At 71.5% G+C, this 24,902-nt stretch carries 24 protein-coding genes and 1 pseudogene; 17 read left to right on the top strand and 8 right to left on the bottom strand.

What is annotated here, in order from left to right; genetic code table 11:
- The first annotated feature begins 1 nt into the window (after nt 1).
- The 16 genes from CFP66_RS45575 (at nt 2) to CFP66_RS45500 (ending at nt 14,893) form a co-directional block, all read left to right on the top strand.
- A complete protein-coding gene (locus tag CFP66_RS45575) occupies nt 2–205 on the top strand; it encodes a hypothetical protein (protein ID WP_094931730.1) in 204 nt (67 codons plus the stop codon).
- Nucleotides 198–1,496 carry a hypothetical protein gene (locus tag CFP66_RS45570; RefSeq protein ID WP_198962134.1) on the top strand — a complete coding sequence of 433 codons (1,299 nt, stop codon included), beginning with the start codon at nt 198–200 and terminating at the stop codon, nt 1,494–1,496. Before CFP66_RS45575 ends, CFP66_RS45570 begins: the two co-directional genes overlap by 8 nt.
- A 13-nt stretch (nt 1,497–1,509) precedes the next feature.
- Nucleotides 1,510–2,445, top strand: coding sequence for a NifU family protein (locus CFP66_RS45565; protein WP_094931728.1), 936 nt, complete (start codon nt 1,510–1,512; stop codon nt 2,443–2,445).
- A gap of 70 nt (nt 2,446–2,515) precedes the next feature.
- Nucleotides 2,516–3,709, top strand: coding sequence for an NHL repeat-containing protein (locus CFP66_RS45560; RefSeq protein WP_094931726.1), 1,194 nt, complete (start codon nt 2,516–2,518; stop codon nt 3,707–3,709).
- On the top strand, nt 3,709–6,081 hold the full coding sequence (gene hypF, locus CFP66_RS45555; protein WP_094931724.1) for a carbamoyltransferase HypF: 2,373 nt from the start codon (nt 3,709–3,711) through the stop codon (nt 6,079–6,081). The genes CFP66_RS45560 and hypF overlap by 1 nt, the downstream gene beginning before the upstream one ends.
- Before the next feature lie 3 nt (nt 6,082–6,084).
- Nucleotides 6,085–6,339, top strand: a complete 255-nt coding sequence (locus CFP66_RS45550) for a HypC/HybG/HupF family hydrogenase formation chaperone (protein WP_094931722.1) — start codon at nt 6,085–6,087, stop codon at nt 6,337–6,339.
- Complete coding sequence (locus tag CFP66_RS45545) at nt 6,336–7,061, top strand: HypC/HybG/HupF family hydrogenase formation chaperone (RefSeq protein ID WP_094931721.1); 726 nt, start codon at nt 6,336–6,338, stop codon at nt 7,059–7,061. The genes CFP66_RS45550 and CFP66_RS45545 overlap by 4 nt, the downstream gene beginning before the upstream one ends.
- A complete protein-coding gene (locus CFP66_RS45540) occupies nt 7,058–7,726 on the top strand; it encodes an SIS domain-containing protein (protein ID WP_094931718.1) in 669 nt (222 codons plus the stop codon). The genes CFP66_RS45545 and CFP66_RS45540 overlap by 4 nt, the downstream gene beginning before the upstream one ends.
- The gene (gene hypE, locus CFP66_RS45535) at nt 7,723–8,835 is read left to right on the top strand and encodes a hydrogenase expression/formation protein HypE (protein WP_094931716.1); all 1,113 of its coding nucleotides are present in this window, start codon (nt 7,723–7,725) and stop codon (nt 8,833–8,835) included. Before CFP66_RS45540 ends, hypE begins: the two co-directional genes overlap by 4 nt.
- A 16-nt stretch (nt 8,836–8,851) precedes the next feature.
- On the top strand, nt 8,852–9,124 hold the full coding sequence (locus CFP66_RS45530; RefSeq protein ID WP_094931714.1) for a HypC/HybG/HupF family hydrogenase formation chaperone: 273 nt from the start codon (nt 8,852–8,854) through the stop codon (nt 9,122–9,124).
- 30 nt (nt 9,125–9,154) lie between these two features.
- Nucleotides 9,155–10,303 (top strand): hydrogenase formation protein HypD, encoded by a 1,149-nt coding sequence (gene hypD, locus CFP66_RS45525; RefSeq protein ID WP_094931712.1) that lies wholly within the window; start codon nt 9,155–9,157, stop codon nt 10,301–10,303.
- On the top strand, nt 10,300–11,058 hold the full coding sequence (locus tag CFP66_RS45520) for a DUF6390 family protein (protein WP_094931710.1): 759 nt from the start codon (nt 10,300–10,302) through the stop codon (nt 11,056–11,058). The genes hypD and CFP66_RS45520 overlap by 4 nt, the downstream gene beginning before the upstream one ends.
- Nucleotides 11,055–11,897 (top strand): hypothetical protein, encoded by an 843-nt coding sequence (locus CFP66_RS45515; RefSeq protein WP_094931709.1) that lies wholly within the window; start codon nt 11,055–11,057, stop codon nt 11,895–11,897. Before CFP66_RS45520 ends, CFP66_RS45515 begins: the two co-directional genes overlap by 4 nt.
- Before the next feature lie 55 nt (nt 11,898–11,952).
- Nucleotides 11,953–12,837 (top strand): LysR family transcriptional regulator, encoded by an 885-nt coding sequence (locus CFP66_RS45510; protein WP_094931707.1) that lies wholly within the window; start codon nt 11,953–11,955, stop codon nt 12,835–12,837.
- 63 nt (nt 12,838–12,900) lie between these two features.
- The gene (locus tag CFP66_RS45505) at nt 12,901–13,974 is read left to right on the top strand and encodes a class 1 fructose-bisphosphatase (protein ID WP_094931705.1); all 1,074 of its coding nucleotides are present in this window, start codon (nt 12,901–12,903) and stop codon (nt 13,972–13,974) included.
- A 22-nt stretch (nt 13,975–13,996) separates the two neighbouring features.
- Entirely contained in the window at nt 13,997–14,893 is an 897-nt protein-coding gene (locus CFP66_RS45500) for a phosphoribulokinase (protein ID WP_094931704.1), read from the top strand.
- Between the two features lie 411 nt (nt 14,894–15,304).
- On the opposite strand, the gene CFP66_RS45495 is transcribed toward CFP66_RS45500, so the two are convergent.
- The 3 genes from CFP66_RS45495 to CFP66_RS50120 form a co-directional block, all read right to left on the bottom strand.
- Nucleotides 15,305–16,123 (bottom strand): class I SAM-dependent methyltransferase, encoded by an 819-nt coding sequence (locus tag CFP66_RS45495; RefSeq protein ID WP_094931703.1) that lies wholly within the window; start codon nt 16,121–16,123, stop codon nt 15,305–15,307.
- Nucleotides 16,124–16,142: 19 nt separating this feature from the next.
- Entirely contained in the window at nt 16,143–16,493 is a 351-nt protein-coding gene (locus CFP66_RS48355; protein WP_158228470.1) for a cupin domain-containing protein, read from the bottom strand.
- Between the two features lie 446 nt (nt 16,494–16,939).
- Nucleotides 16,940–17,062 (bottom strand): hypothetical protein, encoded by a 123-nt coding sequence (locus CFP66_RS50120; RefSeq protein WP_255413948.1) that lies wholly within the window; start codon nt 17,060–17,062, stop codon nt 16,940–16,942.
- Nucleotides 17,063–18,039: 977 nt separating this feature from the next.
- Between CFP66_RS50120 and CFP66_RS45480 the strand changes: the two are divergent.
- A pseudogene (locus tag CFP66_RS45480) lies at nt 18,040–19,064 on the top strand (IS30 family transposase).
- A 424-nt stretch (nt 19,065–19,488) separates the two neighbouring features.
- Here CFP66_RS45480 and CFP66_RS49775 read toward each other — a convergent pair.
- From CFP66_RS49775 to CFP66_RS45455, 5 genes are all read right to left on the bottom strand, one after another.
- A complete protein-coding gene (locus tag CFP66_RS49775) occupies nt 19,489–19,725 on the bottom strand; it encodes a transposase (RefSeq protein ID WP_233160281.1) in 237 nt (78 codons plus the stop codon).
- A gap of 572 nt (nt 19,726–20,297) precedes the next feature.
- Nucleotides 20,298–21,122 (bottom strand): aspartate/glutamate racemase family protein, encoded by an 825-nt coding sequence (locus CFP66_RS45470; protein ID WP_143517627.1) that lies wholly within the window; start codon nt 21,120–21,122, stop codon nt 20,298–20,300.
- Nucleotides 21,122–23,566 (bottom strand): xanthine dehydrogenase family protein molybdopterin-binding subunit, encoded by a 2,445-nt coding sequence (locus CFP66_RS45465; protein ID WP_094931699.1) that lies wholly within the window; start codon nt 23,564–23,566, stop codon nt 21,122–21,124. Before CFP66_RS45465 ends, CFP66_RS45470 begins: the two co-directional genes overlap by 1 nt.
- Complete coding sequence (locus CFP66_RS45460; RefSeq protein WP_094931697.1) at nt 23,563–24,075, bottom strand: (2Fe-2S)-binding protein; 513 nt, start codon at nt 24,073–24,075, stop codon at nt 23,563–23,565. The genes CFP66_RS45465 and CFP66_RS45460 overlap by 4 nt, the downstream gene beginning before the upstream one ends.
- A 38-nt stretch (nt 24,076–24,113) precedes the next feature.
- Nucleotides 24,114–24,902 (bottom strand): leucyl aminopeptidase (locus tag CFP66_RS45455; protein WP_094931695.1); only part of this gene is annotated, 789 nt, incomplete at its 5' end.

Below are 24,902 nucleotides of genomic sequence, written 5' to 3'. Positions count from 1 at the left end.
CGTGGCCACCGACGAGGCGGAGGACGTGCAGGTGCTGATCGTGCCCGAGCGCGGACGGTGGGCCGTGGAGATCGTCGTCACTTTCCCGGACGGGATCGTCCGTGAGCGGATCGACACCTATGCGACCGAGGCTCGCGCGCAGATCTCAGCCCGCCTGATCAAGCGCGCCGCCGAACGAGACCTTCGAGGACCGTTGAATGGCTGATGCACTGACCGCGCCGTCCCCCACCACCACACCGCTCGACCCATCGATCTCCGCCGTCCGGCCGCAACCGCTCGGTGCCTTCCCGCTTCCGCTGGGCTACCTGCTCGTCCCTGGCGGGGAGGAGAACGACGCCGCCCGCCGCGACCTGGTGGCGGGGCGGCTGCCGGACCGCTGGCCTGCGGCGTTGCGGGCGCACGAACTCAGCCTGGCCGGCGACCGGGACGGCGCGCTCGCCGCCCTGGACGTCGACGGCCCCGCCGATGCCCTGACGCGGTACAACCGGTTCGTCCTCGACCCCGACACCGCGGACCCGGACGCGCTGCGCGCCGAGCTCGGCGCACTCGGCCCGCTCGTCGACCTGGTGCAGTTCGTACTCGGACGCAGTGACGTGCCCCCCGACGTCGGATCGCTCGACGGCGAGCTGGCGGCGATGGTGCTGTCCGCGCAGGCCACCGCTGCGCTCGGCACGGGCGACGACGCGGCCGCCATCGAGCTGCTGGACCAAGCCGTGGCGTCGGCGGAACCGGTGTCACCGCCACTGGCCGGTCTGCTCCACGGCGCGGCAGGATCGATCCTGCGTGATCGGGACGACCCTGCCTGCGTCCAACGGTTCGAGCTCGCACTCACGCTGCTGGCCGCCGCATCCGACCTGCGCATCGGTCGGGCGGAGATCCATCTCGGCCTCGCCGGTGCTCTGCACGAGCAGGCTCGGGAGCGTCCCGAGCTGCTCGCCGTGACGATCCCGCACTACCACTCCACCCTCCAGCTGGTGCAGCGCGAGGAGGCCCCGACGACATGGGCTGCCGCCCATGCTGGGCTGGCGACCGCCTACCTGACCATGCCCATGACCGAGGCGTCCGGCCAGCTGCGACTGGGCATCGCCGCCCAGTCGCTGCGGTCGGCGCTGACGGTCTACACCCGCGAGGACCATCCGGCGGAGTGGGCGAGCCTGCAGCTGAACCTCGCCAACTCCCTCGTCTACACCCCGTCGAAGCACCAGGCCGAGAACCTCGTCGAGGCCGTCGAGCTCTACGAGGGGGTACTGCAGACCCGCGACCGGGACACCGACCCGCTCGGCCGGGCCCGCGTCCTGTCGAACCAGGGCAACGTGTTGGCACATCTCGGCATGTTCGACGACGCCAAGGCACGGCTGTACGAGGCGCGCTTCCTCTTCGAGGAGCACACCGACGAGGAGTCGGTGCGCGCCGTGCGCGGCGTCCTGGACGAGATCGCCCGCCAGGCCGCGCTCGCGCGCACTGCCGATCGATCCGCCGACCGCCCGCAGGACTGACGAGGAGACGAGCATGTCGACGACCGTCGCCGAGACATCGGCGGACACCACCGCACCGGACGCGACTCCGACCGCCGCGACCGGGGCCGACCCCACTTTCGAGGAGCTGGCCGGCCGCGTCGATCGGGCGGTGAGCGCGCTCGCCGGGCTGGAGCCTGCGGCCAGGTCCGTCGCCGAGGAGCTCAAGGCCGCGGTGGAGGCAGTCCATCGGGCGGGTCTGGTGACGATCGTGCGCCGGATGAAGGCCGACGACGCCGCCCGACCGGTGCTGTTCGACCTGGTCGACGACCCGGTCGTGCACCTGCTGCTGTCGCTGCACGAGATCGTGCGGCCGGACCCCATGACCCTGGGGAACCGGGTGCTGGTCGATGTGCGCCCACAGCTGCAGAGCCACGGCGGCGACGTCACGCTCGTCCGTATCGAGGACGGCACCGCGTTCGTCCGGCTCTCCGGCGCCTGCAACGGGTGCTCCATGTCCTCGGTGACCCTGCGCAACCTCGTCGAGGGCGCCATGATCGAGGGAGTGCCGGCCGTCACGGCGGTGGAGGTGCTACCCAACGAGCCCTCCCCGACGCTGATCCCGCTCGACGCCCTGTGGGTCGGGCCCGACCCGGCGAAGGAGGGCTGGGTGCGCGCCGCGAGCGCGGACGCCATCCCGGAAGGCGCCATCAGCCGGTTCGACCTCACCTCGCAGTCCGGCGCGCAGGCGCAGGTGATCGTGGTGAATCTCGAACAGCGGCTCACCGCGTACCGCAACGAGTGCGCACACGAGGGCCTGCCGCTCGACGATGCGCTGATCGATGCCTCCAACGGGACACTGACCTGCCCGTGGCACGGGTTCTGCTACGACGCGACGTCGGGCGAGTGTCTCTCCTCTCCCGGCGCCCAGCTCGAGCAGCTGCCCATGCGGGTGGACGATGACCAGGTGTGGATCCGGGTAGGGCCATGAGCGAGCTTGCGAGCGAATCATCGACACAGCGCCCCCGCGAAGCGCCGGCCGAGCGCAGCGAGGGCGTGCGATGAGCCGGTTGACCGTCCGGCACAACGTCGGCGGCAGACCTGCACGGCTCGACCCGGAGCCCGAGATCAGCCTGGCCGACGGCTGGAAACCGGAGACATGGCTCGGCGCACCGGCGACCGGCGGGCTCGCGTTGCCGCAGGCAACGCCGTCGATGGCGTGGATGTACTCGCCGCGTGCGGTCTTCCTCGGTGCGGACCACCTGGTCGTCGCCGATTCGGGTAACCACCGCGTGCTGATCTGGCATGGCGTCCCCGAGACCGATGAGCAGCCTGCCGACGTCGTGCTCGGGCAACCGGACGGCACGACCGAGGGACCCGCGGCGGGCGGGCGGGGGCCGGAGCGCGGGATGCATCTCCCCACCGGCGTACTGGTGCACGAGGGGCGGCTGGTCGTGGCCGATGCCTGGCACCACCGCATCCTCGTCTGGAACGAGGTGCCTCACGCCGACGATGTGGCACCGGACATGGTGCTCGGGCAGCCCGACGCCGGCTCCGTCGAGCCGAACGAGGGCGGGACCTGCTCGGCGTCCTCGCTGTACTGGCCGTTCGGGATCGCCATGGTCGGCGACCGGTTCTGGATCGCCGACACCGGCAACCGGCGCGTGCTCGGCTGGGACGGCGGGCTGCCGGAGCCGGGCCGCCCGGCCGACGTGCTGCTCGGCCAGCCCGACCCCGCGGCGCGCGACGAGAACCGCGGCGCGGCGGCGGGGCCCGCGAGCTTCCGCTGGCCGCACGACATCAACGGCCGCGATGATCTGCTGCTCGTCGCGGACGCCGGCAACCACCGGCTGCTCGGCTGGTCGCCGATGCCCGACGCCGACGCTCCTGCGACGTTCGTGCTCGGCCAGAGCGGGTTCGACGGCGCCGACGAGTGGCCGTACGGGCCGCACACCAACAAGCGCTTCCGGTTCCCCTACGCGGTCGGCCTCGACGGGACGCCCGGAGTGGACGAGCGGCTGGCGATCGCCGACACCGCCAACAACCGGGTACTGCTCTGGGACGGCGTGCCGACCGACGGCCGCGGCGCCGACCACGTGCTGGCCCAGCCGACGTTCGCGACCAACGGGGAGAACCGGTGGACCGCGGTGAAGCACGACACGCTCTGCTGGCCGTACGGGCTGTCGCTGCGCGGTGACCGGCTCGCCGTGTCGGACTCCGGGAACAACCGCGTCGTGATCTGGCGGCGGCACTGATGGACACAACCACCACTGTGGTACCCGCCCCGACGCGCCGCCGGTTCACCGTCACCGGGGTCGTCCAGGGCGTGGGCTTCCGCCCGTTCGTGCACCGGCTGGCCCGCGAGCTCCACCTCGGGGGGCTGGTCGGCAACGACTCCGCGGCCGTGTTCATCGAGGTCCAGGGTGCGGCCCCGGTGATCGACGAGTTCGCCCGCCGGCTGCGCGACGAGGCGCCGCCCCTCGCCGCGATCACCGACGTCGGCTGGGCGGACGTGCCGCCGGAGCCGGATCGCGGCACGCCTTTCCGGATCGTCGCGAGCCGGGCGGGCGACGGCGCGGCGACCGCCGTCCCGGCGGACGTCGCGGTGTGCGACGACTGCCTGCGAGAGCTGTTCGACCCGGCCGACCGCCGCCATCGGCACCCGTTCATCACGTGCACCAACTGCGGCCCGCGGTTCACCATCATCCGGGCGCTCCCCTATGACCGGCCCGACACCACGATGGCCGGGTTCGAGCTGTGCCACCGGTGCGCCACCGAGTACCACGATCCCGCCGACCGCCGCTTCCACGCGCAGCCCGTCGCGTGCCCCGACTGCGGGCCGTCGCTGTGGTTCACCGACGGACAGGGGTTCGCCGAGGGCCAGGACCGGGTCACCGGGGCCGACGCTGCGCTCACCGCGGCCCAGCGCGCGCTCGGCGCCGGCCGGGTGGTGGCGATCAAGGGCATCGGCGGCTACCACCTGGCCTGTGCCGCGGACGACGAGTCCGCGGTGGCGGACCTGCGCTCGCGCAAGGCCCGCGGTGGCAAGCCGTTCGCCGTGCTGGTCCGCGATCTCGACGTGGCCCGCCGGTACGCGGAGATCGACTCCGCGGAGGCGGAGGTGCTGTGCTCGCCGGCCCGCCCGGTGGTGCTGGTGCGCCGGCGGCCCGGTGCACCGGTGGCCGGTGGCGTCGCACCGGACAGCCCACTGCTCGGGATCGTGCTGCCCTACTCCCCGGTGCACCACCTCCTGCTGGCGCCGGTGCCCGGCGCCGGCACCGGAGTCCCGGAGGCGATCGTGCTGACCAGCGCGAACCGTTCGGACGAGCCGATCTGCTACACAGCCGACGACGCGGCGGACCGGTTGCCCGCGCTCTGCGACGGGGTACTCGACCACGACCGGCCGATCCACGTCCCCTGCGACGACTCGGTCGTGCGGGTGGTCGACGGCCACGAGCTGCCGATCCGCCGCTCGCGCGGCTACGCCCCGCTGCCGGTCGACCTGCGGCTCGACGGGCCCCCCGTGCTCGCGGTCGGCGCCGAGCTCAAGAACACCTTCTGCCTCACCGACGGGCGGCGGGCGTTCTGCTCGGCCCACGTCGGGGACATGGGCACGCTGGAGACGCTGCGGGCGTTCGAGCGGTCCGTCGCCCAGCTCTGCGACCTCCGGGGCACGCCTGCCCGGCTCGTCGCCGATCTGCATCCCTCCTACCTGACCAGCGCGTGGGCCGAGCGGCATGCCGGCGACCGCCCGCTGGACCTCGTCCAGCACCACCACGCGCACGTCGTTTCCCTGCTGGCCGAGCACGGACGGCTCGGCGAGCCGATCGTCGGGATCGCGTTCGACGGCACCGGCTACGGCTGCGACGCGACCGTGTGGGGCGGCGAGGTACTCGTGCTGGGCAGCGACAGCCACCGGTTCGTCCGCGCCGGGCACCTCGCCGCGGTCCCGCTGCCCGGCGGGGACCACGCCGTGCGCAATCCCTGGCGGATGGCGCTGGCGCACGCACGAGCGGCAGGCGTCGAGTGGGCCGACGACCTGGCGCCGGTCCGTGCCGCGACCCCCGCGGAGCTCGCCGCGCTGCGATCGCAGCTCGACACCGGAGTGGGCTGCGTCCCCACCACCAGCATGGGGCGACTGTTCGACGCCGTGGCGTCGCTGCTCGGCGTCCGCCACCGGATCTCCTACGAGGGCCAGGCCGCCATCGAGCTGGAGGTGCTGGCCGCGGAGGCGGACGACCTCGCCGTCGATGTGGCGTGGCCGGGCCTGGCCGTGCACGCCGACGGCTCGATCGACGCGGCCCCGCTGGTGCGGGACACGGTGGTGGCGCTGCGCGCCGGGGCGGCACCCGCGCAGCTCGCCATGGCGTTCCACGTCGCCGTGGCGGCGGCGGTGGTGACGGTCGTCGGTCAGGTTGCGGGAACCGTGCGCACGGTGGGTCTCACCGGCGGGGTCTTCCAGAACGTGCTGCTGCTGCGGCAATGCCGTCGGCGCCTGGCAGCGGCCGGGTACGAGGTGCTGACCCACCGCGTGGTGCCGCCCAACGACGGCGGCCTGGCGCTCGGACAAGCGGCGGTGTCGGTGCTGGCGGCGACCGCCGGACCGGCATCGGATCAGGAGGGTTGAGCGATGTGTCTGGGAATCCCGGGGCGGGTGGCGGAGATCTGGGACGACGAGTCCGGCGCCCGGATGGCACGGGTGGAGTTCCCGGGCGAGGTGAAGAACCTCTGCCTGGCCTACCTGCCGGACCTGCGGGTGGGTGAGTACACCATCGCGCACGCCGGCTTCGCGCTGAGCCGCATCGACGAGGACTCGGCGCGGCTCACGCTGGCGACCATGGCCGAGTACGGCGTCTTCGGGGACGAAGGCGTGGTTCCGTCATGACGACCGTGGTCGACCATGGCATCGACGAGGGGCTGTCGGACGATCTCGCCGCCGCGTCGTTCGCACTGGCGCGCCGGTTCTCGGCCGGGGCCACCATGTGGTGCCTGGCGCCGGCGTGGGAGCCGCACGCACAGCACGTCGCGGTCGAGTTCGTGCACCCGGTGATCGTGGGCAAGAAGGCGCTGCCCGCGGTGGCGCTGACCGGGCGCGACCTCGTCGGGTCCGCCCGCGTGTCGGTCCGCTCCGGCGACATCGTGGTCGCGGTGGCGAGTGCGGCCGACGCCGACGTGCGCGCCGTCATGCGGCGGGCTCCGGCCTGGGGTGCCACCACGATCTGGATCGGCAGCGGGGCGCGGCCGCCCGCGGGCGCGGCCGACCACGTGCTGTGGATCGAGGACCCCGATCCACGGGTGCCGGCCACCGGCGGGTTCGTGCTGCTCTACCACCTGCTCTGGGAGCTGACCCACGTGTGCTTCGAGCATCCGGGGCTGCTGGTGGCCGACCAGGCGGAGTGCACCGACGAGGTGTGCATCACGTGCAGCGACGAGGGCAGGCTCGGCGAGGTCGTGTCGCCGTCCAGGTCCGGATCGGCCAGGGTCCGCACCGCCGAGGGCATCGAGTCGGTCGCGACCGTACTCGTCGATCCGGTCGAGCCCGGCCAGCTCCTGCTCGTGCACGCGGGCATGGCGATCAGCACGGTGCGTGAGGAGGACAGCGAATGACACAGCCGACCGGGGCCGGAGAGGCGACCGATTTCCTCTACCCCTTCATCGATGCACAGGAACGTGACCCCCGGGCGCTGCTCGCCGACCTCGCGGCGTCGGCGCGCGCCAAGGCAACCGAGAGCGCGGCGCTGCGCCGGGCCACGCTGGAGGCGGGCGCGGACGGGCTGGCCACAGCCGGTGCCGAGATGGCGCGGCGGTTCGCCGCGGGCGGGCGGCTGTTCACCTTCGGCAACGGCGGCAGCTCGACCGATGCCGGCACGCTGGCCGCCCTGTTCGCCCGTCCTCCCGTGGGGCGCGCGCTGCCTGCCTGGTCGCTGACCGCCGACCAGGCGATCCTCACCGCTCTGGGCAACGACGTCGGCTTCGAGCTCGTGTTCGCCCGGCAGCTGATCGCCAGGGGTGACGCCGGGGACATCGCGGTGGCGATGTCCACCAGCGGCAGCTCGGCCGATCTGACCGCCGGGCTGCGGGAGGCGAAGCGGCGCGGCATGTACACCGTCGGCTTCGCAGGCTACGACGGCGGGCAGTTCGCGACGAGCCGCGACGTCGACGTGTGCTTCGTCGTCGCGTCGCAGAGCGTGCACCGCATCCAGGAGTCGCAAGCGCTGTTGGGCTACCAGCTGTGGGCCACGGTGCACGAGCACGGAACGGACGAAGCATGAGCAGGACCGTCAACGAGTACCTGTCGTCGGGCCCGACCTTCGCCGAGGGCGAGGTCATCGAACGGATCGAGGCGTTCCGCAGGCGCCGGCCCCGGCTGCGCGACGAGATCGTGACCATGGCCCACGGTGCGGGCGGGAAGTCGTCCGCGGCGCTGGTGGACGCGGTGTTCGTCGAGGCGTTCCGCAACCCGCTGCTCGAGTCGCTCGGCGACGGCGCCGTGGTCACGCTGCCCAGCGGCGAGCGGCTGGCGATGTCCACCGACTCGTTCGTGGTGCAGCCCCTGCGCTTCCCCGGTGGTTCGATCGGGCATCTGGCCGTGCACGGCACCGTCAACGATCTGGCGATGGCCGGAGCGGTGCCGTCGTGGGTCTCGGCCGCGTTCGTGCTCGAGGAGGGCTTCCCGATCACGGAGCTCAAGGAGATCGTCGCCGACATGGCCGGCGCGGCCGCCGCTGCGGGCGTGCAGATCGTCACGGGCGACACGAAGGTCGTGCCCAAGGGCGCGGCCGACGGGCTGTTCATCACCACCGCAGGCATCGGTCTGGTGCCTGCCGGGCGGGAGCTCTCGGCAGCCGCCGTGCGCCCGGGGGACAAGGTGCTGCTCTCCGGGCCGATGGGCGACCACGGGATGGCCATCATGCTGGCCCGCGGCGATCTCGCGATCGAAGCCGACATCCGCTCGGACACGGCGGCCGTGAGCGGGTTGGTCGAGGCGCTGCTGGCGGCCGCGCCGTCCACCCGGTGGCTGCGCGACCCGACCCGTGGCGGCGTCGGGACCGTCTGCAACGAGCTGGCGCGGGTCAGCGGCCTCGGTGTCGTGCTCGACGAGCAGCGGCTGCCGGTGCGGCCGGTGGTGAACGGGGCCTGCGAGATGCTCGGCATCGACCCGCTCTACGTCGCCAACGAGGGCAAGTTCCTGGCCGTCGTGGCGCCGGACGAGGCCGCGGCCGGGCTTGCGGCGCTGCGTGCGCAGCCGCTCGGTGACGGTGCTGTCGAGATCGGCACGGTCGTGGCGGAACCGGAAGCGACCGTGGTGCTGCGTACCGGCTTCGGCGGCACCCGGATCGTCGACATGCTCGTCGGCGACCCGCTGCCGAGAATCTGCTGAGAGAGGAGTTGTCACCATGTGCCTGGGAATCCCCGGACGGATCGTGGAGATCACCGACGCGGCGAACTGTCTGGCGAAGGTCGACGTCAGCGGTGTGCAGCGCACGATCAGTGTGCGGCTGCTGGAGAAGGACATGCCCGAACCCGACGAGTGGGTGCTGGTCCACGTCGGGTTCGCCATGGCGAAGATCGACGAGACCGAGGCGCTGCTCACGTTGGCAGCGGTGCAGAAGCTCGGTACGGCCTACGACGACGAGATAGACGCCTTCGACACCTCGTCAATCATCTGACTGTCTCGATCATCTGATTACGGAGAACCAATGCGATTCGTCGACGAGTTCCGCGACCCGGCGGCCGCCCGTGCGTTGCTGGGGGCCATCACGAAGCTCGCAGCCGCCGGCGACGGCGACGGCGAGCAGTTCAAGTTCATGGAGGTGTGTGGCGGGCACACCCATACGATCTACCGGCACGGCATCGAGCACCTGCTGCCGGACAGCGTCGAGCTGGTGCACGGTCCCGGCTGCCCGGTGTGCGTGATCCCGATGGGCCGGATCGACGACGCGATCTGGCTGGCCGGGCAACCGGACGTGATCTTCACCTGCTTCGGCGACATGATGCGGGTGCCCGGGTCGAACGGCAGCCTGCTCGACGCGAAGGCGCGCGGCGCCGATGTCCGCTTCGTGTACTCGCCACTGGACGCGCTGAAACTCGCCGTCGACCACCCCGGCAAGCAGGTCGTCTTCTTCGCGATCGGTTTCGAGACCACCGCGCCGTCCACGGCGGTGACGCTGGTCCGGGCCCGTGAACTGGGTGTCACGAACTTCAGTGTCTTCTGCAACCACGTCACGATCGTGCCGCCGATCAAGGCGATCCTGGACTCTCCGGACCTGCGGCTGTCGGGGTTCCTCGGTCCGGGGCACGTCTCGACCGTCGTCGGGAACCGGCCCTACCGGTTCGTGCCCGAGATCTACGGCAAGCCCATCGTCGTCGCGGGGTTCGAGCCGCTGGACATCCTCGCCTCCGTCGCGATGCTGCTGCGGCAGATCGACGAGGGCCGCTGCGAGGTGGAGAACCAGTACTCGCGGGTGGTGCACCCCGAGGGCAACCCCGCGGCACTCGCCCTGATGGGTCAGGTGTTCGCGCTGCGTCCGCACTTCGAATGGCGCGGGCTCGGCTTCATCTCGCAGAGCGCCCTGAAGCTGCACGACGACTTCGCCGAGTTCGACGCCGAGCAGCGGTACGCGATGCCCGGCATCCGGGTCGCCGACCCGAAGGCCTGCCAGTGCGGCGAGGTGCTCAAGGGCGTGCTCAAGCCGTGGGAGTGCAAGGTGTTCGGCACCGCGTGCACCCCGGAGACCCCGATCGGCACCTGCATGGTGTCAGCCGAGGGGGCGTGTGCGGCCTACTACAACTTCGGTCGGCTGCACCGTGACGCAGGTGCGCTGGTGGGGCAGGCAGGGTGCTCATGACGGCGCCGGCGGGGACGGACACGCGCGGCACGCGGATGTTCGCCCACTACGCCTTCGCGCCCAACTCGCTCGGCTACTGCGGGCCGCCCGGAGCGGCGGCGTTGCGCCGGGGATCCGCGGCCGGCGTCCGGGCGGCCGCGCAGCGCTTCTCCGGTGCCTGGCCGTACCTGCAGGTGCTGTCCCGGATGGCCGGGATCGACGATCCGATGGATCTCCGGGTGGTGGAGTCGTACTGGCTGGGCGGCGGTGTCGGGGCCGACCTCGATCCGCAGGTGTTCGGCGCGGAGCTGCTCGCCGTCATCGGCCCGCAGGCGGGCCACTACTGGGCCCACCTGTCCCCGGAGCTGCTGCAGGAGGCGGCCGGCAACCACAGCTTCCACGTCTTCGGGGTCTATCCCTGGACCCGGTTGCTCGGCCGGGGGATCGACGAGCACCCGCTGCACGTGCTGGACAGCTGCCGGATCGGCTGGGGGACCGTGCTGTCCCTCGACGAGGACGCCGCCGACGTGCGGTGCTGCAGGCTCGCGGTGCGGGACGGCCTGCTCGAGCTGTCCCCGCCTGCGGTCACGCGGGTGTCGGTCCGCGTCGACGGGTACAGCGCGGTGCCGGATCTCGCCGTCGGTGACGAGGTCGCGCTGCACTGGGGTCAGGTGTGCGGTCGGCTCGTCCCACACCAGGTTCGCGCGCTGGAGAACGGCACCGTGCGCCAGCTGCGCCTCACCAACCGGCGACTGGGCCGGGAGCGTGTCGGGTGAGGCCACGGATCCTCCAGGCCGACGGCCAGATCGGCTTCCGGTGGGCGACCCCCGACGGCCGGCCGAGCACGCTGCAGGAACTGGTGGTCGGCGACGACGAGCCGGACCGGCTGGTCGCCACGCACCTGGCCGCCCTCGACGACGCGCTGATCATCGCCGCGGAACGGTTCGGGGATCTCCTCGGAGGCGGGCGCCGCCCCGCCGATCACGGGGAGCGGGAAGGGCTGCTGGAGCTGCACCGCGCCCTGGACCGGCTCTGTCACGAGTTCGCGCTCGCGCTCGCGCTCACCCGCATCGGTGCCGACATCCGCGCCGGCCAGATCATCGGCACCGCGGCACTGTTCTCGATCCGGGCCCGGCTCCCACTGGATCTGCTCGGCCCCGCGCCCTTCGACGGCGAACTCGACGATCCCGTGGTGGGCATGGTCGGCGGCTTCGGGGAGATGGTTCAGGTCGATCCCGACCGGCCGTGGGCCGGCGGCCGGTGGATCGTGCGGACGGAATCCGGCCAGCGGTACCCCCTGACCCTGTCGACGCTGCTCTTCGACAGCTCGGGCACCAACAAGGATGCCGCACGGCAGGAACACCGCGATGCGCTCCGGTCGGTGACGGCGGCCGCGGAGTCGCCCGCTGCCGACCCGTTCGCCGTGGCGTGCGCCCTGGACTGGCTGCTCTACGACTTCCTGATGGCGCACCGCGATGGCCCCGACAGCGCGGCGATCGTGCTCGCGAAGGGCCAGGAGTCCGACGCCGAACTGATCGTCACCACCGCAGCGGCGTCGATCGTGGCGCGCGCCGCCTTCGACCCGGGACTCGTCGGGCTCGCATCCCGGTCGTGAGTGTGATGCTGGACCGCATGACGATCTGGACGACGCGCACGGGCCGGGCGGCGGCGTGACCACGAACGCCAGGCTGCGCACGCTGGTCGAGCTGGCCGACACCGGCTCGGTCCGCGCCGCGGCCGAGCGCCTGGTGGTCACCGAGTCGTCGGTCTCGTCGGCGATCAGCGCGCTCAGCGCCGAAGTGGGCACCCCGCTCGTCACCCGGCACGGCCGGGGCGTCCGGCTCACCCCGGCCGGGGAACGCTACGCCGAGTACGCGCGCCGCATCCTCGGCCTGCACGCCGAGGCGCTGCTCGCCGCCCGCGCGGAGGCCGACCCGGAACACGGCGCCGTCCGGATCGGGGCGGTCACCACCGCAGGGGAGTTCCTGATCCCGGCCATGCTGGCCTCCTTCCGTGCGCAGCACCCAGGCGTGGTGCTGCGCCTGGAGGTGGCGCCGCGCGGCCTGGTCTGGCCGATGCTGGCACGCCACGAGGTCGATCTCGTCGTCGCGGGCAGGCCGCCGGACGGCCTGCTCACCGCTCGGGTGCGGGCCGTCAGCCCGAACACGCTGGTCGTGGTCGGCGCGCCGGACAGGGGCGCAGGTTTCGACCCGGCTCGGGTGACCTGGCTGCTGCGCGAACCGGCGTCCGGGATGCGGGCGACCTGCGCGGCGTTGCTGGAGCGCCTGGACGTCTCGCCGCCGTCGATGACGCTCGGCTCGAACGGCGCGGTCGTCGCCGCGGCCGCGGCCGGACTCGGCGTCACGCTCGTGTCGCGGCAGGCCGTGCGCCGCGAGCTGGACGCCGGCGCGCTGGTCGAGCTGCCGGTCCCCGGCGCCCCGCTCGACCGGCCGTGGCACATCGTCGGCCAGCCGGACCCGACGCCGTCCACTCGGCTGCTCCTCGAGCACGTGCTGGCCGTCCCGGAGCTCGGCTGGCGCGCGCCCAGCGCATGACCCCCTCATCGGGCCCCCCACCAGGGGGATTCCCGCGCCCGCGGGTGCGAGCAGGCTCTGCCCATGCTGGCCGACCACACGACCCTCGCGCAGTTCCTCATCGAGGAGCGGCGCCACCATCCCACCGCGTGTGGGGACCTGAACTCGGTGATCCTCGAGGTGGCACTGGCGTGCAAGGCGGTCGCCAACCGCGTCGCGCTCGGTGGATTACGCGAGACGCTCGGCAAGATCGACAGGACCAACGTCCAGGGCGAGGTGCAGCACAAGCTCGACGTCATCGCCAACGACTACTTCCTGCGTGCGACCGAGCGCAACGGCCGCCTCGCGGGGATGGTCTCCGAGGAGCTGGACGATCCCTACGTGCTGCCCGCGGACTACCCGCGCGGCAAGTACCTGCTGCTGTTCGACCCGCTCGACGGTTCGTCGAACATCGATGTGAACGTCTCGGTCGGGAGCATCTTCTCGGTGCTGCGCGCGCCCCGACCGGGGGTGGACGCGAGGACAGCGGACTTCCTGCAGCCCGGAACGGCGCAGGTCTGCGCCGGGTATGCGCTGTACGGTCCGGCGACGACGCTGGTGTTGACGGTGGGCCGGGGCGTGCACGAGTTCACGCTCGACCGGTCGCTCGGCGAGTTCATCCTCACGCGAGAAGCGATCCAGGTGCCGGCCGCGACGGGCGAGTACGCCATCAACTCGTCGAACCGCCGGTTCTGGGAGCCGGCCGTGCGCCGCTACGTCGACGAGTGCATGGCGGGCAGTTCCGGGCCGCGGCACCGGGACTTCAACATGCGCTGGGTCGCCTCCCTGGTCGCCGAGACGCACCGCATCCTCACCCGGGGCGGGGTGTTCCTCTACCCCCGCGATTCCAAGGACTCGGCGAAGCCGGGACGGCTGCGGCTGCTCTACGAGGCCAACCCCGTCGCGTTCCTGATCGAGCAGGCGAGCGGCGCGGCGAGCACCGGGCGCGAACGGATCCTCGACGTGGGCCCGACCGGCATTCACCAGCGCATCCCGCTGATCTTCGGGGCGAAGGACGAGGTCGCACTGCTCGACCGGTACCACCAGCTGCACAACGACCACCCGGACGACTCCCCCCTGTACGGCGAGCGCGGCCTGTTCCGTGCGAACAGCGGCTGAGGAAGTTGGAGGAAGGGACGGCATGTCACGCAGGCACCCGATCATCTCGGTCACCGGCTCGTCCGGGGCCGGCACCACATCTGTCATGCGCACGTTCGCGCAGATCTTCCGGCGGGAGGAGGTGCGCGCCGCGTTCGTCGAGGGGGACAGCTTCCACCGCTATGACCGCGTCGCGATGAAGGCGGCGATGGCGGCTGCCCACGAGCGCGGCGACCACGCGTTCAGCCATTTCGGCCCGGAGGCAAACCTGTTCGACGAGCTCGAGGAGCTCTTCCGCACCTATGGCGAGACGGGCACCGGCAAGATCCGCAAGTACCTGCACGACGACGTGGAGGCTGCCCCCTACGGGCAGCAGCCCGGGACGTTCACGCCGTGGGAGAGCCTGGCGTCCGACACGGACGTGCTGTTCTACGAGGGCCTGCACGGTGCGATCCGCACCGGCACGGTCGACGTCGGCCGGCACGCCGACCTGCGGATCGGTGTCGTCCCCGTGCTCAACCTCGAATGGATCCAGAAACTGCACCGGGACAAGGGGGCCCGTGGGTACACATCCGACGCGGTCACCGAGACCATCCTGCGGCGGATGCCGGACTACGTGAACTACATGTGCCCGCAGTTCTCCAACACCGACGTGAACTTCCAGCGGGTGCCCGTCGTCGACACGTCCAACCCCTTCATCTCGCGATCCATCCCGACCGCGGACGAGTCGATGCTGATCATCCGGTTCCGCGATCCGCACGGGATCGACTTCCCCTACCTGCTCTCGATGCTGCACGACTCGTTCATGTCGCGTGCGAACACGGTCGTGTGCCCCGGCGGGAAGATGGAACTTGCCATGCAGCTGATCTTCACGCCGATGATCAGGCGGTTGATGGAGCGTAGCCATGTCGAGCTCGCGGCCGGCAACCGCCGGCAATGAGCTGCGGCAGGCAACGCACGGATAGCCGCGGAGGCGCGGACTTCTCGTTCCAGATCCGAGATCCGGGTCGTGTTGTCGACGGTGGTCGTGCCCGGTCGGATACCGGCGTCGATCTCGGCTCGGGCGACCCAGCCAGGCAGCGTTTCCGCACTGATCCCCACCTGCTCGCTGATCCGCCGGCACGCTCCCTTACCGCTGCTGCCCGGCTCGGCCCGGGCGTCGAGCACGAGCCGGATCGCCGGCTCCCGTAGCTCGTCGGGCTACTTCCTCGGCTGCCATCGTTCCGTGATCGGAGAATGGAGCCCCACCTCAACCGGGCGCTGCCCGAACTCGCCGTGCACGCCATCGAGCGCCGGCTCGCCGACGAGGTCGATGAGCGGCTGGCTCGTGCATGCCAGGCCCAACCCCCGGTCAGTCTTGCCGGTGCGCAACCAAGGTGATGGCGCCGAGGTTGTCGCGGTAGCGATGGAAGGTGCGCCAGATCCGCGTGAGGCGAGGTAGCACGGAGGGATTGGCGAGGCTGCGCCCGAGGATGGTGGCCGTCCCGCCGAGCCCCTCGTCGGCGAGAACGGTGCGGGGGTCGAGCAGGAGCAGGGGGCTGGTCTCCTCCACGTGGACGGTGAACCCGCTGCCTTCGAGCAGTGTGCACCACTCCGGGCGGGTCAGGGGCCGCGCGCCGATCCGGAGCACGCTAGTCTGGACGGTCTGGATGTCGTCCTTGGCGGCTTCGGTGAGGTTGTCCGGGGTGAGGAGAAGTTCGTGGATGCCGTAGCGCCCCGTGGGAGTCAGCAGGCGCGCCACCTCGGCGAGCACAGCAGCCTTCATGCTCGCGGGCTCGAGAGTGAGCAGCGCTTCGCCGTAGACGACGCCGGCGCTGTCGTCGGGGAGTCCGGAGCGGTGTACGGGAGCCACGACGCATCGGTGGCCAGTGCCGTCGAGCTGATTGCGTGCCCGGGCTGCCTCCGCCTCGCCGCGCTCGATCCCGATGTAGGAACGGGGTCGGTAGGCCAGGGCGAGCGCCGCGGTGCGCCCCAGGCCCGGCCACATCTCGACCACGTCGTCCGAGGCAGTGATCGCCAGGTTCGCGATCATCCGCTCGGACATCGCGAATCCGCCGGGCCGCATGACCTTCTTGCCCAGTCGGCCGAGCATCCAGTGTGCTGGCATGCGCGTGAGCGGGAGGCCCGCACCGAGCTCGGGCCCGGGTTGCGCGTCGTGGGTAGCGACCATGCAGTGAGCTTAGCGCTACCTAACTCGGGTTTGCCGTGACCGTTCGGTCCTGGGTCGGCAGCAGGGTGAGGACGAGCTGAGAGGCACCGATCGCTGCGACCTCGTGGGGCATGGACGCAGGGAGGAACATCAGCCCGCCGGGGCGGAGGTCCGTGGTCCGGCCGGCCGCCGTGATGCGTAGGTGCCCCTCGACCGCCTGCAACAGCAGGGGCCGCGGTGTGCGGTGCTCGCGAAGTACGTGACCGTCGGGGAACGACAAGAGGATGACGCGAGCGCCCGCCGCATCCAGGACGGTCGAGTGACCGAGGCGGTCGGTGTCGGTGGGTGCGAGCGAGCGCAGGTCGTCGATGGCGAGCAGGCCGGAATCCATGTGCCGATTAGATCGGCCGGGGTCGCCGCGGGTCAGGGCGGGCCGGCCGCTGCCGGCCGCGCCGCCGCCGGGCTCATCCGATGTCCGGTATGGGCGCTGAGCACGTCGGCGCCCGCGGCCGGCCGCTCGTGGAGCAAGTCCGGGACCCGACGGAAGCCCACCGGTTGAAGCACCGCGGCGCGGAGGGGGGCCGGCCGGTGCCTTCGCGCTGTTCGCCTGGCTGTTGAGCGGCATCCCCAACGCCGATCATCTGGCCGGGAGTCGTCGGTTCGGTTGCCGATGACAGGTTGATCTTGTTGGTGCTGTCGGGTGTGGTGGTCGGCATCGTCAGTGTGTCGGGGATCGGGAGTCCCGGCAGTCGGGCCAGCGGTCGACGACGCGGTTCCAGTACGAGCCGTACACCCGGCGGGTGCCGTCGCCGACCGCGTCGCGGACGCGGGGACGTACTAGGCGAAGGTCGGAACCGTGGCGCGGGGGCGGGGCGTGGGGAGCAGGTCGGCGGGGGTGATGCCCATGCGGTCGAGCAACAGCCGGGCGGCGTCGAGCTCGGCGCGCCGGGCGTGGTCCACCGTGGCTGCGTGGTGGTCATGGCGTGGCTCCTCGCAGGATGACGGTGTGGGGGGGCGTCGAGCAGCGCGCCCAGCGCGGCGGGTGGATGCAGGAGCAGTCGGCCGATGGCGGGTTCGGCGACCAGCAGCACTCGGTCACTGGCCGCGAGGCGGCACCCTCGGCGCACGCCGACCGGGAGGCGCAGATATCCGTCATTGCCGACGCGGGCCGTCCCGCCGTCGTGCGCGACGACGAGGACGGAGCCGGAGACCAGGGTCAGGGCGAGCGGGTGCCCGGGCCCCCAGTGCAGGGCGCGGAGCACGGTGCGCTCGGCGAGGCGGCCGTACCGGTCGAGGATTGCGATGCCATAGACCGCTTCACGAGCAGACCCGCATGGCAGCGGAGGGATCGGCAGCGGTCGGGCCGTGGCGGATCTGGGTCCCGCCGTGTCGCCTGTGGCGCGACGCCGGACCGTGGGAAGGGCGGGGACGACGGTCGAGGTCACCACCTCGTCCTCCGGCAGGAGGCACGGAAGGATGTGGCAGATGCGGACCGGAGGTGCTCAAGTGCGCTTGAGCACAGGTACGTCGGTCTGGCGATCGCGCCCGGACGCCGATCCCCTCGACAGCGACGCGGGTGTTGCAGGGATGCACTGCGTGGTGTCCGAGGGGGGACTTGAACCCTTCCCCCACGCCGTCGCGCTGGTAAACGACCTCGTCGTGGGCGCACCGAGCTGATCAGCGTCGCCTGAAATCGCTCCGATTGTCAACGGCGCGCGAATCTTGACCCTCTGGCGGCACGGGGGTTCGGGGGCTTGTCGCAACATGCCTGCTAGATCAGGGGTGTGTGGATGGGGCGGCGTGGTCGTAAGCGGCGGTTGGACCTGGAGGCGGAGTATTGGGCGTTGCTGGCGAACGGTGTGGGCACCGTTCAGGCCTGCAAGATCCTCGGGATTGGCCGGAAGACGGGTTACCGGTGGCGCGCCGAGACCGGCGGGTTGGCGCCCGAGCGGCTGCCCGAGACGAGCCGGACCGGCCGCTTCCTGTCGCTGCTGGAGCGGCAGCGCATCGCCACGCTGCGCCGCGGCGGCGTGGGGGTTCGGGAGATCGCGCGCCGGCTCGGGCGTGCTGCGTCCACGGTCAGTCGTGAGTTGCGCCGCAACCTGCGCCCGCACGACGGCGGGGTCTACGACGGCGACCTCGCCCACGCACGAGCTCGAGACCGGACCCGGTGGCCACGGCAAACCCGGCTGAGCCGAAACCCCGTCTGCGCCAGGTGGTGCAGGCGAAGCTCGAGCTGGAGTGGAGTCCGGAACAGATCTCCGCGCATCTGCGCCTGGCCTATCCGGACCGGCCGTCGTGGCATCTGTGCCACGAGACGATCTACCAAGCGCTCTACCACGGCGGGAAGGGCGGTCTGAGCAGGACATTGACCCGGCGGCTGCGCACCGGGCGTCGGCTGCGCAAGCGCCGCCGACGACCGGACACGCGGCAGACTCGTTATGTCGCGCCCGCCCGGTTGATCGACGCCCGCCCGGCGGTCGTCGCAGAGCGCAGCCGGGTCGGTGATTGGGAGGGCGATCTGATCGTCGGCCGGAGCAGCCAGTCAGCGATCGGCACCCTCGTCGATCGCCGCAGCGGGTACGTGCGCCTGGTCTATCTGCCCGACGGCCACGACGCGCAGCGGTGCCGGCTGGGCATCGAGCAGGCGATCGCCAACCTGCCGACGCAGGTGCGGTTGACCTTGACCTGGGATCAGGGCTCGGAGATGGCCCAGCACGATCTGCTCGCCGAGCACTTCGCCGAGGGCGTCTACTTCGCCTACCCGGCCAGCCCCTGGCAGCGACCGACGAACGAGAACACCAACGGTTTGCTGCGCCAGTACTTCCCGAAGAAGACCGACCTACGGATCTTCACTCCGCATGATCTCGCCGAGGCCGAGCACCGGCTCAACCACCGGCCCCGCAAGCGACACGGCTGGCGCACCCCGGCCGAGCTCTTCGCCGCCGCCCTGACACCCTGATGACGTCAGGTGTTGCGATGATCATGCGAATCCGCCCCCGAACCCCCGCGCCGCAAAGGGGTCAGTTTTCAGGCGCCGCCGACACCGATCAGGGCCGCTTCGCCTTCATCCTGAGGCGTCACTGTGGTCCACCTGACGGTTGCCCTCCACGACAGGACCAACCCTGGTACCGCCGCCGGCAGGTCAACGTGCTTCGGACGTAGCCGAGTGCCTCAGCCGGCGGGAATGCGTTGATGGTCGAGCAGTGGCGGGCTCGCCGATGACGTGCCCGCCGCCGCGGCGTGCTGGTGGGCGCGCACACCACGGTGGAGTCGACTGAGGCATCCCAGGTGATCAAGCCGGCGCTGTCGGCGAGCTGCTGCAGCCGCGAACACACCCGCGCCCAGGTGCCGTCGCGTTGCCAGCCGAAGAACAGTCCGTAGATCTACTGCCAGGAGCCGTGGCGTTCGGGCACGTCCCGCCAGGGCGCGCCGGTGCGGATCCGCCAGCGGATCCCGTTGATCAGTTGGCGTCGGGTCCAGATCGGTGCCCCCAGCACGCTTGTCGCTGGCAGGAGTGGTTCCAGCAGCTGCGACAGCACGTCGGTGAGGTCCCTGCGTCCGCCCGCGGGTACGGTCCCTGCGAGGTCTCCGTGTGATGGTCTTCTTCGTCGTTGATCCATCTACCGGAGACCTCACTTGTCTCCGCTCACCGACACGCACCCGGCGACAAGATCGACTTTCCAAACAGGTGTTAGGTCTAGGCTAAGATCCGCGACGTGCTGAACGCGCCCGCGGCCTCCATGGTGAGTGTTGAAGCGATGACGGCGCCTCGACCAGGCAGCGCAGCGGCTGACCGGTCGGTAGCGCGTGGCATCGTCGAACCTCGCCGATCTTGAGAGGTGGAGTTGGCCGGTCATCTCGTCGAGGGGCGCCGCGATACCGTTCTTCTCTGACGCCCTGTCTACTGATCTGTTCGATCTCGGTGAGCCGTCGTGAATGCGGTCTGGCCAACCAGCCGGACGCATCCATGACCCTTCGACGTGGCCGTCGACCGACCGCAAATCCGCGGCTGCTCGCACCCGGCCGCAACTGGTGCGCCCCTAGCGGGCACGGGAGGGCGTGGCGGCGTCCGGGCGGCGGGGGTAGGACGGCGGCACGTCGGGCTCCTCGATGTGGCGGTCCCACCCTGCTACCCCGGGACAGGCTTTCCACCGGGCGCCCGCCGTGCCAGCGCCTCCCGGGGCGATACGGGTCAGCTCATCAGGCGACCTGCTCCGGTGATGGCAGGCCGATGGCCAAGCGCGGTGAGCACCTCGAACGCCGTTGCCGTCGCGGCCGTCACGACGGGCAGCCCCAGCTCGTCCTCGACCTGCTGCACCGCGGGCAGCGACGGCATCTGGACGCAGGCCGACAGGACGACGGCCTGCGCTCCCTCCCGGCGCAGACCGCGGGCGATCTCCGGCAGCCGCGCGGGGTCCAGCCGGCCGACGGTCAGGTTGTCGGGCACCTCGAGGGCCACCGCGTCGAGCACTTCGATGCCCTCGGCCTCGATGTACTCGCCGACCATGCGGGTGAGGGGCGCCATGTACGGGGTCACCATCGCGACGCGGTCGGCGCCGATCATCCGCAGCGTGCGCACCAGGGCGCCGGCGCTGCTGACCACCTCGGCCGGGTGCCCGTTGGCACGGGCGGCGTCCGCGATCACCTGCTCGGACTTCTCGTGCGCGCCGGGTCCCTGCGCCATGACCGCGACGAGGCAGGCGTAGGCGATGACGTCGACGTCGGCGTCCGATACCGCTGTCGCGCAATCGGCCGCCTTGTCGACCATGGCCAGCAGCTCTTCCCGGTTCACCTGCTTCATGGCCGAGCGGGCGGAGTGGAAGGTGTACCGGTGCCCGGTGGCCTCGCTCTGCCGGCGGAAGAGCTCGGGAAGCTCGGTCTCCATCGTCGTGTTCGAACTCGGCACGATCAGGCCGATCCGCGACGAGTCGAGACCCTCGGGTGCGGGCTGGTCCTCGCAGGCCACGGCCTTCGTTGCCAGATCGGGTCCCGGTTCGGGGGTGCGGTGCTCGGTCATCAGTATCCAGGTCCTCCGTCGGGGAGATCGCCCGGAGTGGGCGCGAGGTGGTCGTCGGGTCCCTCGGGAGCCGCCCGGTGGGACAGAGCCCGCCAGATGACCTCGGGGGTGACGGGCAGGCTGTCGAGTTCCACGCCGAAGTCGGCGAGCGCGTCGCAGACGGCGTTCGCGACCGCGGCACCGGGCGGGATGGTGCCTGCTTCTCCGACCCCGCGGATCCCGAACGGGGTGACGGGGGAGGGCACCTCGGTGTGCAGGAGCTCGATCGGGGGCAGGTCGGCCGCGGTCGGCGGGAAGTAGTCGACCATCGATCCGTTGAGCAGTTGGCCGGTGTCCGGGTCGTAGCTCAGCTCCTCGGTGAGCGCCGCACCGAAGCCCTGCGCGAGGGCGCCGCGCACCTGGCCCTCGACGACCTGCGGGTTCACCACGGTGCCGGCGTCGTGCACCAGCACGAACCGCTCGACGTCGAACTCCCCGGTATGCGGGTCCACCGACACGCGCGCCGCGGCGGTGCCGTAGGAGTAGGCGGCGTCGGCGGGCTCGAAGTGGGTGGTGGACTCCAGGCCCGGCTCCTCGTCCGGCGGGATGCCCTGGCCGGTGATGGCGACCCCGAACACCTCCGCGAGCGACACTCGCACGTCCGGGTTCTCGCGGTGCCGCACGAGCGACCCGGCGATCTCCAGGTCGGCGGCCTCGACCTCCAGCCGCCAGGCGGCCAGCCGGAGTGTCTTGCCCGCCAGCACCTCCGCGGCCTGCTTGAGCGCCCCACTCGCCGCGATCATGGTGCGAGAGGCGAAGGCGCCGGTGTTCAGCGGGGAGGCGCCGGTATCCCCGGCGTGCACCTTCACCGCGGCGTAGTCAATGCCGAACACGTCGCTGACCACCTGGGCGAATGCCGTCTCGCTGCTCTGCCCCATGGTGGAGACGCCGGTGTAGACGTCGATCCCGCCGGACCGGTTGGAGCGCAGCGTGACGCTCTCGTGCGCCCCGAACTGCGACCCGCGCCGGGCCAGGAAGCGGGCGCTTGCGTAGCCGGTGCGCTCGACGAAGGAGGAGAACCCGATCCCGACGAGCCGGCCGTCCGCCCGCGGCGCCGGGGCGGCGGCCCGGCGCTCGGACCACCCGATCGCCTCGGCAGCCATCCGCAGGCAGCGCTCGTAGTCCCCGCTGTCGTACACGGCGCCAGTCGGGTTCTTCCAGGGCAGCTCCTGCGGCGTCAGCATGTTCTTGGCCCGCAGCTCCACCGGGTCGAGGTCCAGCCGGCGGGCGAGCTGGTCCATCAGCCGCTCGTAGGCGAAGTTGACCTCGGGCTGGCCGTAGCCGCGGTAGGCGCCGATCGGCGTCTTGTTGGTGAGGGTGACCCGGCGCTCGGCGTAGCCGTCCTCCACCCGGTACGGGCCGTTGAACACCACGCTCGACAGTTGCGCGGACCCGAACGGCGAGTTCCAGCCGCCGATGTCGGTGGCGTAGACGTTGGTCATCGCCAGGATGCGCCCCTCGGCGTCGGCTGCGATGCGGTAGTCGTGCACCGACTCGCGGGCGTGGGTGGATGCCCGGAAGTGTTCGGCGCGGTCCTCCACCCACTTGACCGGACGGCGCAGCGCCATCGCGTGCAGGCATGCGAGCACGTCCTCCGGGAAGACGCCGAGCTTGAGGCCGAAGCCGCCACCGACGTCGGAGGCGATCGTCCGGATGTCGCCCTCGGCCAGGCGCAGCGACTCCGCGAGCTGCTTGCGGACCAGGTGCGGCACCTGCGTCGAGCAGTGCACCGTCAGCTCGCGAGCGCCGGGCCGCCACTGGGCCAGGACGGCCCGGGTCTCCATGGGCAGGGCGGTCACCCGGTTGATCCGGAACCGGCCCTCGACGACGACGGCGGCCTCACGCATCCGCGCCTCGGGATCCCCGCTGCCGTCGGAGTTCGCGGCCAGCAGGTTCGAGTCGAGCACAGAGGGGTGCAGCACCGGGGCGTCCGGCTCGAGCGCGGCGAGCACGTCGACGACGTGCGGCAGCGGCTCGTACTCGATGTCGACCAGTTCGAGGGCGTCCTCGGCCACGTGCCGGCTGGTCGCCACCACGCTCACCACCGGTTGGCCCTCGTGCGTCGCGATGCCCTGGGCCAGCGCGTAGTAGGGCAGCTGCGGCGCGCCCGGCACCGGCCGGAGCACCGTCATCGGCTCGGTGGCGGCTCGGACGTCCGCGCCGACGAGGACGTGCAGAACCCCGTCCAGCCGCCGCGCCGCATCCGCGTCCACCCGCAGCACTCGCGCGTGCGGGTAGGGGCAGCGGGAGACGGCCATGTGCAGCACGTGCGCCGGCTCGACGTCGTCGGTGAACCGGCCGTCGCCGCGCAGCAGGCGCTCGTCCTCCTTCCGGAGGACGGAGGTGCCGATCACGCCGGTCCGCCGCTCGGTCCCGGCCGGGGCGGGGCGGTCCAGGATGGTCATCGTCGGCCTCGCGTCCCCTCGGTCACGTCGGCGGCGTCGTCGTCCGGGTCGGGCCGGGAGGATCCGGCGAAGTAGCGCTCGATGGCCGAGACGATGGTGGCGTAGCCGGTGCACCGGCAGAGGACCCCGGCGATCTCCTCGCGGATCTCCTCCCGCGTCGGGTGCCCGCCCTGGTACGCCAGCGCCGTCGCGGTCATGAGGAACCCGGGTGAGCAGAACCCGCACTGCAGTGCGTGTTCCTGGCTGAAGGCCTGCTGCAGCGGGTTGAGCCGGTCGTCCTCGGCGAGCGACTCGACCGTCTGCACGTTCCGGCCGTCGAGCTGACAGGCCAGCATCAGGCAGGACTTGATCGCCTCGCCGTCGACCACCACCGTGCACATGCCGCAGGCACCCTGCTCGCAGCCGACGTGGGTGCCCGTGAGCCCCAGCCGTTGGCGAAGGAAGTCGGCGACGTGCAGCCGCGGCGGCACGCTTTCGCTCACCTGCTGACCGTTGACGGTGGTGACCAGTTTGACGAGCGGCTCCGCCCGCCTGGTGGGTGGTCATCTCAGCGCTTCCCGGCCGGGCGCATCTCGGGGACGGTGAGTTCGCCGTTGTCGACGATGAGTTCGTCGTCGAGGTGGAGGGAGTTGCCGCGCATGGGGATGTCGAAGTGGCAGGGGGTGTCGTTGGGTCCGCCGAGTTCGTTGTTGGGGCCGATGGAGAACATGACGTTGCCGTAGAAGCTGCGTAGTTCCATGCCCATGCCGCCGCCGAACTGGGTGAGTCCGTGCCAGTGGGCGCGTTCGTCGAGGCCCCAGCCGACGTGGCTCATGCCGTAGCCGCGGGGGTCGTCGAAGGAGCGGATGTGGGAGGACAGCAGGTCGGCGTCGAGGCCTCCGCGGATGTCGCGGATGAAACCCTGCTCGATGGTGATCTCGACGGGGGTCTGCACGTAGGTGTTGAACGGCAGGAGTACGTCGCCGGGGGCCAGCACGATCTTCCCGTCGACGCCGTCGTCGGCGCCGCCGGTGAACACGAACGCTGCGGGCCAGTGGTCCCAGCGGCCGGGCTGGTCGGTGTAGCCGTACTCGCTCATGGTCGGGTAGACGCCGAGGCGGTAGGTGACGTCGGTGCCGTGCGGGCTGGTGATCCGCATGGTCTGGGCCTTGGCCAGCAGCTCGGCGCCGATCTCGACGCGTTCGCGCAGCTCCTTCGTGGGCATGAGCCGGGCCAGCAGCGGGGCGGGCTCGACCGCGGTGAGGATGCGGGTGCCGGCGGCCTGGATCTCGAACTGCTCGGGGCTGAACAGCAGGAACGTGCAGTCCACGACCATGTCCACGGACTTGAGCGCCTC

Source organism: Pseudonocardia sp. MH-G8 (assembly GCF_002262885.1).
GTDB lineage: Bacteria > Actinomycetota > Actinomycetes > Mycobacteriales > Pseudonocardiaceae > Pseudonocardia.
Note: the sequence above shows the minus strand (reverse complement) of the source record. Positions and strands in the feature narration are given on the sequence as shown.